The sequence below is a fragment of the Synechocystis sp. FACHB-383 genome (assembly GCF_014698605.1).
Lineage (GTDB): Bacteria > Cyanobacteriota > Cyanobacteriia > Cyanobacteriales > Microcystaceae > Synechocystis > Synechocystis salina.
On the sequence record NZ_JACJTJ010000061.1, the window covers coordinates 1 to 10,305 of the forward strand.

Annotated in this window: 14 protein-coding genes and 1 pseudogene; 10 read left to right on the forward strand and 5 right to left on the reverse strand. The window is 44.7% G+C overall.

Features of this window, described 5'->3' with window-relative positions:
- From H6G45_RS19675 to H6G45_RS18305, 3 genes and pseudogenes are all read right to left on the reverse strand, one after another.
- Positions 1–100: pseudogene (locus H6G45_RS19675) on the reverse strand (IS630 family transposase); the annotation flags it as partial.
- A gap of 412 nt (positions 101–512) precedes the next feature.
- On the reverse strand, positions 513–1,847 hold the full coding sequence (locus H6G45_RS18300) for a cytochrome P450 (RefSeq protein WP_190599821.1): 1,335 nt from the start codon (positions 1,845–1,847) through the stop codon (positions 513–515).
- Positions 1,848–1,911: 64 nt separating this feature from the next.
- The gene (locus tag H6G45_RS18305; protein WP_190599822.1) at positions 1,912–2,478 is read right to left on the reverse strand and encodes a site-specific integrase; all 567 of its coding nucleotides are present in this window, start codon (positions 2,476–2,478) and stop codon (positions 1,912–1,914) included.
- A gap of 375 nt (positions 2,479–2,853) precedes the next feature.
- On the opposite strand from H6G45_RS18305, the gene H6G45_RS18310 reads away from it, so the two are divergent.
- The 5 genes from H6G45_RS18310 (at position 2,854) to H6G45_RS18330 (ending at position 4,987) form a co-directional block, all read left to right on the forward strand.
- Positions 2,854–3,162 carry a type II toxin-antitoxin system prevent-host-death family antitoxin gene (locus tag H6G45_RS18310; RefSeq protein ID WP_190599823.1) on the forward strand — a complete coding sequence of 103 codons (309 nt, stop codon included), beginning with the start codon at positions 2,854–2,856 and terminating at the stop codon, positions 3,160–3,162.
- On the forward strand, positions 3,159–3,587 hold the full coding sequence (locus H6G45_RS18315) for a type II toxin-antitoxin system VapC family toxin (protein ID WP_190599824.1): 429 nt from the start codon (positions 3,159–3,161) through the stop codon (positions 3,585–3,587). The genes H6G45_RS18310 and H6G45_RS18315 overlap by 4 nt, the downstream gene beginning before the upstream one ends.
- 376 nt (positions 3,588–3,963) lie before the next feature.
- Positions 3,964–4,212, forward strand: coding sequence for a hypothetical protein (locus H6G45_RS18320; RefSeq protein WP_190599825.1), 249 nt, complete (start codon positions 3,964–3,966; stop codon positions 4,210–4,212).
- Positions 4,213–4,310: 98 nt separating this feature from the next.
- Complete coding sequence (locus H6G45_RS18325; protein WP_190599826.1) at positions 4,311–4,859, forward strand: hypothetical protein; 549 nt, start codon at positions 4,311–4,313, stop codon at positions 4,857–4,859.
- Complete coding sequence (locus tag H6G45_RS18330; RefSeq protein ID WP_190599831.1) at positions 4,805–4,987, forward strand: hypothetical protein; 183 nt, start codon at positions 4,805–4,807, stop codon at positions 4,985–4,987. The genes H6G45_RS18325 and H6G45_RS18330 overlap by 55 nt, the downstream gene beginning before the upstream one ends.
- Before the next feature lie 17 nt (positions 4,988–5,004).
- Here the strand turns inward: H6G45_RS18330 and H6G45_RS18335 are convergent, their stop codons facing one another.
- Complete coding sequence (locus tag H6G45_RS18335) at positions 5,005–6,282, reverse strand: DUF2130 domain-containing protein (RefSeq protein ID WP_190599827.1); 1,278 nt, start codon at positions 6,280–6,282, stop codon at positions 5,005–5,007.
- Positions 6,283–6,381: 99 nt separating this feature from the next.
- Here H6G45_RS18335 and H6G45_RS18340 point away from each other — a divergent pair, with 99 nt between their 5' ends.
- The 5 genes from H6G45_RS18340 to H6G45_RS18355 are packed head-to-tail and all read left to right on the forward strand — an operon-like array spanning position 6,382 to position 9,987.
- Positions 6,382–6,756 (forward strand): type IV secretory system conjugative DNA transfer family protein, encoded by a 375-nt coding sequence (locus H6G45_RS18340; protein ID WP_242018245.1) that lies wholly within the window; start codon positions 6,382–6,384, stop codon positions 6,754–6,756.
- Positions 6,753–7,778, forward strand: a complete 1,026-nt coding sequence (locus H6G45_RS18345) for a hypothetical protein (protein WP_190599828.1) — start codon at positions 6,753–6,755, stop codon at positions 7,776–7,778. Before H6G45_RS18340 ends, H6G45_RS18345 begins: the two co-directional genes overlap by 4 nt.
- A complete protein-coding gene (locus H6G45_RS19680; RefSeq protein ID WP_242018246.1) occupies positions 7,711–8,175 on the forward strand; it encodes a hypothetical protein in 465 nt (154 codons plus the stop codon). Before H6G45_RS18345 ends, H6G45_RS19680 begins: the two co-directional genes overlap by 68 nt.
- The gene (locus H6G45_RS19685) at positions 8,172–8,546 is read left to right on the forward strand and encodes a hypothetical protein (RefSeq protein ID WP_242018247.1); all 375 of its coding nucleotides are present in this window, start codon (positions 8,172–8,174) and stop codon (positions 8,544–8,546) included. The genes H6G45_RS19680 and H6G45_RS19685 overlap by 4 nt, the downstream gene beginning before the upstream one ends.
- Before the next feature lie 34 nt (positions 8,547–8,580).
- Positions 8,581–9,987 (forward strand): IS1634 family transposase, encoded by a 1,407-nt coding sequence (locus tag H6G45_RS18355; protein ID WP_190599829.1) that lies wholly within the window; start codon positions 8,581–8,583, stop codon positions 9,985–9,987.
- A 22-nt stretch (positions 9,988–10,009) separates the two neighbouring features.
- Here the strand turns inward: H6G45_RS18355 and H6G45_RS18360 are convergent.
- A partial coding sequence (locus tag H6G45_RS18360) for an integrase core domain-containing protein (protein WP_190599830.1) occupies positions 10,010–10,305 on the reverse strand: 296 nt, incomplete at its 5' end.

The following is a 10,305-nucleotide window of genomic DNA, read 5'->3' on the forward strand; positions in this document are numbered from 1 at the left end:
GACTAATGTTCAGTGTTCGGCAGACATGGCTTTTCTTCTCTCCTTTTTCTACTGCACTTACCGCTTTCTCTCTTAGATCTATACTGTAGGGGGCTGGCATCGCTTTTTTCCTAGCCTACATTCCGCAGGCTCTACCAATAGTTACTAAATTTTCGGGAAAACACTACAGATAGCGTAGTTTTCTAGTATTGATTGACTGGGAGTCAAGAGGCAAACCCCGAAATAGGCTTGCCGTCGTACTCGATTTCAGACGAAGGTGTACTACGTGCGGAATGTAGGTTCCTAACTCTTTCCCTATATTATGTCCTAACTTTAGCAATCTTTGCTATACCTATTAATCACTCTACCCCTAGCATTAATAACCGTAACTTTTTGTTTGAATGTAACTGTTAGTTCCAGCAATAAATTAAATTTACTGTAGCCGAGAAATTATAGCCAATATGGATCAAAATGAGCGGGTTATTTTTGCAGAGTTACAACGGTCAAATTTTAATTTGATTGTTTCCCTAGAATTATTTTAGTGAATGTAGCTTTACTCGTAAATTATCCTTAGGTCGGGGACTGGGAGTAACAACCAGCTCTAAATTTTGTCTCGGTAATAATGTCCAATTAAATTGCTGGATTAATCGGGTGGCAAATAACTTCATTTCCAGCCGAGCAAATTCCTTACCTAAACATTCCCGTAAGCCACCCCCAAAGGGAACATGGGCAAAGGGGGGATTGAGAATCGTACTACCATCAGGGGCAAACCGTTCTGGATCAAACTTTTCTGGATTAGGATATAAATCAGGATCGGCGTGGGTTTGGCTAATTTGATAAGAAACTAACCAGCCCTTGGGAAAATGAAAACCCTGAAATTGACAGCCTTGGATTAATTCTCGAAAACCACCGCCCACAGGAGGGATTAACCGTAATACTTCCTGCAACACTTGATCTAAATAGGGCATTTTTTTAAGAGTTTCTGCTGTCAGTTCTTGCCCTAATTGCAATTTATTTTGTTCCTGTCTTACCTTTTCCCGAATGTCGGAATGCTGTCCTAACAATAGACAAAAAGAAGATAATGCCGAGGTTAGAGTTTCATGCCCCGCAAACAACAGCAACAAAATTTGATCCTTCAGCTCCGGTAAAGATAACGGTTGATTATTATCATCTCGGGCGGCTAATAACATGCCCAACGCATCTTCTTCCTTGGGGGGTTGCTGTTGTCGAGTTTTGATGATTCGTTCAAGCTCGGCCAATAACAAAGCCCTCGCTCTTTGGGATTTACCAAATAGGGTATTAGGCAAAGGAATTGGTAGACTAAATAGTCCTTGAATATAGGTTTCAAACCAAGGAAACAAATGAGGATTTTGGCTTGCTCCTTCCCCCATAAATAACGTTGCCGCCACATCGAAAGTCATTCGTCTTAATTGGGGATACCAAATCACCTCATCGGCTTTTCCCCATTGCTCCAAATATCCCTGAATAATGCCATCCATTTTCGGTAAATAACCGTTCAATGCCCTGGGCAAAAAAGCTTGGTATAGAATTTTACGGCGTGAGCGATGTATTTCCCCCATTTGAGTCGCTAACGCATTAGGCCCTAGCAAAATTCTGGTGCTGAGAGGCCAAGTTGCTTGAAAAGTTTCCTGTTCCTTGGTGAATAAAAAGCGGTTTGCTAATGCCCCAGAAACAAAAATGACATTTTTACCAAATAAACGGGTTTTAAAAATTGGCCCAAATTGCTGTTGCCGCTTTTTACTGAAGTCCCCATCATTAAGAAAATCGAGGGTTTCTCCTAACCATGGTAAGCCAAAGTTACCGGGGGGAATAGGTAAAGAATCTAAATTTGTAGGAGAAGTTGTCATATAAAAAGAAAGGGTAGTTTGTTCAAGATTAATACTTACGAAGTCGTTGTCCTATCAATCAATTTTAAAATGAAATTTTAGATAAAGCTTGCTCCTTCTCCTGTTCAGAAACCTCCAGATAATGGGACAGAACATTCAAATTCTTGTGACCACTAATCTTCTGAATAACTCGCAAATTAATACCCTTTCTACACATCATGGTTAACGCCGTCCGGCGAAAAGAATGGGTAGATACTCCCCTAACTCCAATCCTGTCAGTGGCGGCCTTCAATATTTTATGGGCCATGGAAGGATGAAGGTGTGACCCCACCCGTTTACCCCGAAATACATAGGAGGATGGAAACCTAAAGCATTGTTGGCCTTGCCGGTACTGATCAAACAAAGCTTGCAACGCTGGGGTAATTGCTACAGTCCGACTGGATTTAGTTTTGGTTTTTTCAATGCGGAAAGTCATGGCATCAGCGGTGACATCAGCCCAAGCGAGGGAACAGGCTTCCCCAATGCGACAACCAGTATAGAGACAGATCCCAAATAAAAGGCGATCGCGGGGAGTGAGCAAGCCAATGGTGAACAGGTTGTGCAGTTCCTGCTCTGTAAGTACTTTTGCCTGCCCCTGACGGTTAATTTTCATTCAATCATTCGGTGAAAATATTGAATAGCTCCCACAAGCCTAATTCTATCGTGGAATTTTTCCAACTCTCCATCGCTCAACACAAATTATTGCTAATTATTCTCAGTTGATAAATTCTGAAAACTACCACCATGTCCTAAATCGTCTGATATGGGGCTTTGCTGAAGAAAATTATGTAGTTAACCTGAAAAGTTAAATGTGAGGATTGCAGACGATTCTCAAGGGTGTAATTTGTACTATATTCTTGTCCCCGACAATTTCCCATTTTCAAGAACAAGAGCTTACTACTACTTATCGCCAGTTGGGGAGCTGCCAACAAATACGAATGCCAAGAATTTTAGGCTAGAATCTGACTAGATATAGTCAGATAAGAATATGGCCTCGTTTACTGTCCCATCCGATAATTCCGCCCCCCAAAGTCTAGATACCCTGCAAACTTGGAAATTGGAAGATGCCAAAGCCCGTTTTAGCGAACTGGTACGCTTAGCCCAGGCAGAAAATCCCCAGCTTGTCACAGTGCGGGGTAAAGATGCCGTAGTGATTCTTGCCGCCGATCAATTTGCCAAACTTTTGCCGTTGATGGCACAACCCAATATTCATGATTTTCTTTCCCAATCTCCCTTAAATCGCCTAGATTTTGAGCAGTCCAGTGTTCAAAGTCCTGTTCGAGAAGTGGAGCTATGAAGGGTTGGCTATTAGATACCAACGTAATTTCAGAACTTCGTAAGAAGAATTGTCATCCAGCAGTGAAAGCCTGGACCGATAGCCAATCTCCCACCTCTTTTTATCTCAGCACCATCACGATGGCGGAAATCCGTTTTGGCATAGAAAGGACTGAAGACGAGGTATTTCGCCAGGAATTAAACCAATGGCTAGATCAGGTTTTACGCCCCTGGTTTGGAGATCGCCTTTTGGGGGTAGATGAAGATGTAATTTTGCAGTGGCGATGGCTAGTGGAAAAGGGAAGAAAGCAGAACTACACCTTCAGTCAACCGGATTTATTTATTGCGGCGATCGCCGTTGTCCATGATTTGTGCGTTGTGACCCGAAATGTAGGGGACTTTGAAAAATCAGGGGTTCCCGTCTTTAATCCATTTCTTTTTAGTTGATAAAGCACCAATGTAGATAAGGGCCACGGTGAAGAACTTCCTTTGCAGGAGATCAACCATGGCACCAGAAACAGAAAAAAGCTAACCTCCACATTGGTCAAAATTTGGGAAAGATCGCCAACCTTGAAACCCCTAGTAAAAGTTATTGGGGTCTATTCCCTTGGCTAAAACTCCCTACTGACATTGGTAAATATCGTTACATTTTAGAGCCTATTTAAACAGCATCCCCAACAATCAACTCAGCAATTAAACAGAGTTGCCAGAGCATTAATGGACAAATCAGTAAAGCTTTAAAGAAAGTTAAATTTTCTAATCTTTGTGGTTATTTTTCTTTAGCTATTGGACAATATAAATTATTAATTTTAAGGAGTTCACTATGGAATTTAACCCCAGTGAGTGGCCCACCCATAAACAAGGAGAGCATGTCCGACAACTAATACTGGATGCGTTGGACAGTCCAAAGACAAAGGAAGAATTGTCCAGTTTGTGTAATAAGAGCGTTAGACAAATCACTAGACATTTACAGCGTTTGTCCAGCGAAAACAAGATTTTGTCCAATGGAAAAGGGCAATTTGTCCGGCGGATCGCCGCTGGATTTTTACTGCTTTACGTTGGACAAATTTAAGTCCAGCGTTGGACAGCGTTGGACTTGACAGAAAAAAATTGTCATATAGAATCCCCTAAACGACAAGTTCCACAATTTTTTTTTGGGAGATTAAGAAAATGTCCATCGCTGGAAAGTCCAAAGGTGACGTTGTACAACAACTGGAAAAGTCCTACGGAGTGGCCCGTTCAACGGTGTTTAATCGGCTGAAATATCTTGGCTATTCGTTGGACAAAGTTGATGATTTGTTCAGTTTGTCCAGTGAACAAATGGCTGAACTTGATAACCTCCACCGCTGGATAAGTGATGGGGGCAGAATGGCCGACTATCCCAAACCCGGTCAATTGGCCATGGTCAGGGATGAAGGGGAACTAGAACAGTATGGGGAAGCAATTAATTTTGATGCCCTAGAAGGGGATGAGGAACTGGGTCATGCTGAGCTGATCCGGGCCGCCCAAAATCAAGCGGCGGGTATTCTCATTGCCCAGAATTTACTAACCGCTGAAATGCTGAAAAATCCCCAACATTTACCCCAGGATTTATTGGCCCAGGTGGAACAGTCCAAGGTGGCGATCGCCCCAAAGTCCCAGAACCCTCTAGTGGTGGCTTCGGAATGGATTACCAAGGCGAAGAGTTACCAGAAGAATCAGGGCCAATTAGCGGCCTAGAGGATCTGGAATCTGTCCAGCCCCAGGGGAACAACTGTTATCGACAACCGGAAATGGATGGTCTGCTCCATTCCCTCTATTCCGCTCGGTCGGTGCTGGTCACCTCTGGGGAAGGCATGAAGGGATAGAAGTAGCAGAATGCCGATTAGCTGTGGTCTTCCAGCAAAATTTCTGATTTTTCGTCCGGAAGTTCAAGCGCAGAAATAGCACCAATTGCACTACCTGCTATGCCACGAATTGATCCGTACATTGCAGTTGTGTTCATAAGAACCTTTTCAATTTGCTTCTCTCGCTTCTTCCAGATGGTACGCATTGAGCGTTGCTCAGCCTCAAGATCAGTCTTCATCTGAGTGAAGCCTTCGACAATAGACTCAATCTGTAGCTTGAATTCATTGCTGGTCAGATAATCGTAGAGCATTTCCATTTTGTCCCCTTTGTTTTCTTGAGTGACGATAGCAGTACTAATTTGAATAAGAGATTCTCGAAGTACGGTACATAGACCTTTAAATTCTTCAAATGAACATATCCATACTCCATCTTTCAAGCCCAACCTATCCATATCAGAAGGCATTACCTCCGTAACAAGAACACCAATATTAGCATTCCGTTCTTGAATGTCTTGTTTGAATTTCTCAATCCAGCCACTTCCGAATTCTTTAGTACGTTTACTTTCGTAATAAATTGAACCACAATTTTGACGTATTCTCGTGTGAACAATTTGCAAGCAATCTGCACCACGCTCACCCTTTTTAATTTCATATATGGTGTCCAGCGGAAATTTTTCAGCCAGCCATTCTTCAATAGCGAGTTCTTGCACTTCACCCTGAGTTTGCATAGATCCCTGCTCCTGCTTCCGTTTCATTTCTTCCGTGAGCTTTTTCTGATCTTCAAGCTTTTTTTGAAGCTCTTTCAATTTGAGCTCATTTTTAGCTTCCTCTTTTCGCTTGATTTCTTCTCGAGCATTTGATACGCGCTCAGTTATTTTTCGTTCCGCTTCTGCTTCATACTTTTCTTCTAACTCTGATTTTTCGCGTTTCAATGCTTCAAGTTGAACAGTCACTCTGTTTAACTCTTTGATCTGAGATGATTTTTCATCAAGCTCTGCTCGCAGGGTATCAATTGCATCTTTTTGTTCTTCAGTAACTTTATTTTGAATTTTTTGTGTCAATTCTGTTATAAGCTTTCGTTTTTCGTCTCTTAGTTTATTTGCTATGAAATCTTCTTGGCGCTCTTTCTCAGATGCTAATTCTCTTTTCTGTTTTTCAATTTCTTCCAGCTTTGATAAGAGTTCATCTTTTTCTTTGCGACGCTCATCCTGATATGTTTTATGAACCTGCTCATGAATCTGATGATAAAGAATATCATTAATATTAATCTGTGCTTTGCATTCAGGGCAACTAATAGTGTTTTGATCTTTAGCCATAAGTTATTTCTCTTGGTTTAGCAGTTAACTAATGATTACACGAAACGAAACTCTCAAACCCTGAAGGCGATCGCCGGGGATGCGTTGGGGCAACAGTTGATGAATGACCATCGGTTAAGCGGGGAACATAGAATCGCTACCCCAAAAACGGTTTTGTTCATTGATGAAGCTAAAGAGTTAGGGCATTCCAAAGCCCTGGATCGGATTGCGGCGGATGGCAGGAAATATGGGCTGGGTTTGTGGGTGGCTTCCCAGTCTTCTCGGCATATTTCCAAGGATGTGCTGACCAATACGTTTACTAAGCTGGTGTTGCCGGTTGATTCTTCCGAGTTACCCCTAACTGCCCGTACATTCAGGTTTTCCGAAGAGGCGATCGCCAACCTGAATCCCCTGGAATCCTTAGTACGCTTTGGCAAGGAATCCCATAAAGTTGCCGTCACCCCCTATTACCAACGACGGGGAGGGCCACTATGAATTGGCGATTAATCTTTTTGACCCTCATCCTGGGAACCGCTGTCTTTGGCGGTATCAATGCCCAAACCCCTAGTAATCAAAGCAGTCAAACGGCAATAACCACCCCCAATCGTCTCAAAATTAATCTGTCCCTGAATGACCCAAGCGAACTCAAGGTTAGGGAAGGAGATCCCGTTACTAGGGGACAAGTTCTATCGGATAAAGAAGCAGAACGGAACCGACTAAACCGGGATAAACGGGAAAGACTCCTGGCGATCGCCAATGTGGAAGGTCAGTTAGTTCCTGCCCTACAACCGGCCCCAGCTTTGCGGGAACTGCCTCCCATTTCCTACACCGTGGAAGAAACCGCTATCCAATTAGCGGAAATTAAACTATCCCAAGCCCAACGCAATCTGGCCACGGCGATCGAAGCCGACCCTTTCATTTCCGCCAAGGCTAAGGTGGAACGTTCCCTGGCGGATGTGGAAGCGGCCCACCGTGCCTTTGAGTTACAACAACGCAAGCTAGATGCGGTCAATGGTTTGAAGGGTTTGCCCCCGGAGATGTTGACCCACGAAACGGAAAAGCTCCGCCAGGTCAGGACTGTACTAGAAGGGAAGGAGGCAGAATATAAGTTTTTTTCGGCGGAATATAACCAAGTTGAAGGCGATCGCCGCAAGGAGTTAACTGATTTGCAATCAAAAGTCAGTATTGCCCGTGGGGAACTAGAACAGGCCCAGTCCAGGCTCCGAGCCGCCAAGGAACAACGGGAATTGATGGAATATAACCACCGCATTACCATTTCCCGCCGAGCCGAGGAAGAAAATCAGGTGGCCATCAATGTGGCCAATCAGAAATTAGACCGGGAGTTCAAATTAGCCCAGCTCCGGGAGCAATTATCCGCTGTGGAGGAAAAGTTAAATGGCATCGTGCAAGTCAAAAGCCCTTACTCTGGCACTATTCGCCGCATTAAGTTTGACCGCCAAACCGACGGGAAGCTGGCCGTTACCCTTTACCTCGACACTGCTAGCCCAAACCCCTAGTACCGAAATTGAAGAACCGGAACTGCGGGAACCGGAAGACAACGAACCACCGGAATTAACGGAAGATCCCCAAGGGCAATCTAATCCTTTCCTGGCCCCAGAGCTGGACGAGCTGGTGGACAACAAAATCAGTGAGGATGTTTGGTCACAAATGTTGGGGGAACTACCCTGCTCCGTCACCACGGAAGACTGCATTAACCAACTGCAAAATACCGCTGTGCAACGCTCCCGCCTCTTGGCAGACCTCCAGCAAAAAATAGATGAGAGCATCGCCGCTGTGGAGGAGGCCAGACAAAAAAATCTGGACTCCATTGCCATCTCTAATTTTTCTCCCTTCCTCCAGGTCTTTCTCTATTCCACCCTGGGCCCGTCAGCAATGGGGTGGAAGCACCGGTGAATAATCCCTTCCGCCTCATCCTTGGGAATGTAGCAGCCGCTTTCCTGGGCCAGGGCTTGGGTTCTTTATTCAACTGGTCACAATACGCTGGCAATGACTCTCAGCAACAACGGGCGATCGCCATTGGGGATATTCAAATCAAAATTGCCGAACTACAACGCAATAAGGCGGAATTACAGCAAAAACTCCGGGAACAGGTGACGGTGGAAATCCTCAAACTGGAGGAATTGGCCCGGGCTTTCCAAATTGAGCAGGCGATCGCCAAACGGGATAAGCAACGCCTCGAAATTGCCAGGGTCTCCTACCGTTTTGGGGAGGGGGACAGTGAAAGATATTTAGCCTACATTCCGCAGGTAGAGAAAAATAAATAATAATTAGAAGTAGGATTGAGTAGAGGTAATGAAGATGGAGTTCGAATTACAGGTAGAAAGTCTAGACCACCTAGGTCTGATAGCCGGAGTGATAGACGAGCTGGGGTTAGTAGAGTTGACAGACGAATTAGTGCAGGGTCATCACCAAAACCGTTTGAGCAGCGGACAAGTGGTCAAAGCAATGATTTTGAACAGCTTTGGATTTGTGAGTGCACCGCTGTATCTGTTCAGCGAATTCTTTGAGAATAAACCAGTGGGGCATCTGCTGGGGGAGGGAATAGAAGCCAAGCACCTGAACGACGACCGCCTGGGCAGGGTGCTAGATGCCCTGTACAAATTTGGGGTAACAATGTTCTTTATGAGAGCAGCCCTACAGGCAGTAGAGCGATTCAAGGTGAGCACAGAGCAATGTCATCTGGATTCAAGTTCCCTGTCAGTGCAGGGGGAATATAGCAGAGAAGGGGAGGACGTTAACGCCATCGAAATTTGTCGAGGCTACTCGCGAGACCACAGACCAGACCTGAAACAGTACATAGTCAATCTGGTGTGCAGTCGTGATGGAGGAGTACCCCTGTGGCTAAAAGTAGCTAGTGGCAACCAGAGTGATGGTCCAGCATTTGGCCAGATTGTGCAGGAATTTCAGGAGCAGTGGGAAATGGATAGGCTGTTTGTGATGGATGCCGCCTTCTATAGCCAGTCCAACCTAGAGAAAGTATGCCAGTGGAAATGGCTATCACGGGTGCCCCAAACCATTGGAATTGTCAAAAAGCTGATTCAGGGTTCAAGGGAGGAGTGGACTCCGGTCGAGTGTAATCTGCCCGACTATCAGATATGGGAGAGCCGACAGACCTATGGAGGACACGAACAACGCTGGTTATTGATTGAGAGTGCCAATCGCAAAGACAATCGAGCCCTGTGGGAAAAAGAACTACATAAATCCGAGAAAAGCCTCAAAAAAGAACTTAAAAGGCTTCAAGGAACCGTTTTTGCCTGTCAGCCCGATGCCTATGAAGCCCTTCTCCAATTCACAGAGTCCCTGGAATATCACCAGTTGGTTCAGACGAGTCTCCAAACTGTCCGTAGTCCAAGAGCGCCGGGACAACCCCGGGGACAGAAATCAGCCATGGCAGTGGAGGGGTATCGCATCCGGGCACGCTTGGAACGGAAGCCCGATGTTGAGACCCAACTGACTCAGCAATCGAGCCGTTTCATTTTGGCTACTAATCAGCTTGATACCCAGGAATGGCCTCCCCAGAAACTTCTCGAGGAATATAAACAGCAACAACGGGTAGAGCGAGGTTTCCGTTTCCTCAAAGACCCACTTTTTTTCACTAGTAGTGTCTTTGTGAAAAAGCCCCAGAGGGTGGAAGCCCTAGCTCTCATCATGGCTCTGAGGTGGATCCCAAATGTCAGGCCAGAAATGCAGGGAGCAAAGCTCTGAAAATCAGGAATCAATCAAAAGACTATACGACAAGTAATGTACTTAGGCTTTGTTGATAAACAAAACAGGGTGTCTTATAGTCTAGAGCTTGATGGAATCTCTCCTCATTATACCAATTAATCCAATTTTTGACCTCCTGACTTAAATGTTGTCCATCTTCAAACTCATAGATATAAATTAGCTCATATTTAAGGGAAAGCCATAATCTTTCAATAAAAATATTATCGAAACATCTCCCCCTTCCATCCATGCTAATTTTAACCTCAGCTTGAACTAGAACTTGAGTGAAGTCTTTGGATGTAAATTGGCTTCCTTGGT

What these genes read in the sequence shown, in the direction of transcription:
- H6G45_RS18345 (WP_190599828.1), top strand. Translation starts at nt 6,753, where the DNA reads ATGAATTGGCGATTAATCTTTTTGACCCTCATCCTGGGAACCGCTGTC.
- H6G45_RS18335 (WP_190599827.1), bottom strand. Translation starts at nt 6,282, where the DNA reads ATGGCTAAAGATCAAAACACTATTAGTTGCCCTGAATGCAAAGCACAG.
- H6G45_RS18330 (WP_190599831.1), top strand. Translation starts at nt 4,805, where the DNA reads ATGGATTACCAAGGCGAAGAGTTACCAGAAGAATCAGGGCCAATTAGC.
- H6G45_RS18320 (WP_190599825.1), top strand. Translation starts at nt 3,964, where the DNA reads ATGGAATTTAACCCCAGTGAGTGGCCCACCCATAAACAAGGAGAGCAT.
- H6G45_RS18310 (WP_190599823.1), top strand. Translation starts at nt 2,854, where the DNA reads ATGGCCTCGTTTACTGTCCCATCCGATAATTCCGCCCCCCAAAGTCTA.
- H6G45_RS18300 (WP_190599821.1), bottom strand. Translation starts at nt 1,847, where the DNA reads ATGACAACTTCTCCTACAAATTTAGATTCTTTACCTATTCCCCCCGGT.
- H6G45_RS18325 (WP_190599826.1), top strand. Translation starts at nt 4,311, where the DNA reads ATGTCCATCGCTGGAAAGTCCAAAGGTGACGTTGTACAACAACTGGAA.
- H6G45_RS18355 (WP_190599829.1), top strand. Translation starts at nt 8,581, where the DNA reads ATGGAGTTCGAATTACAGGTAGAAAGTCTAGACCACCTAGGTCTGATA.
- H6G45_RS18340 (WP_242018245.1), top strand. Translation starts at nt 6,382, where the DNA reads ATGAATGACCATCGGTTAAGCGGGGAACATAGAATCGCTACCCCAAAA.
- H6G45_RS18315 (WP_190599824.1), top strand. Translation starts at nt 3,159, where the DNA reads ATGAAGGGTTGGCTATTAGATACCAACGTAATTTCAGAACTTCGTAAG.
- H6G45_RS18305 (WP_190599822.1), bottom strand. Translation starts at nt 2,478, where the DNA reads ATGAAAATTAACCGTCAGGGGCAGGCAAAAGTACTTACAGAGCAGGAA.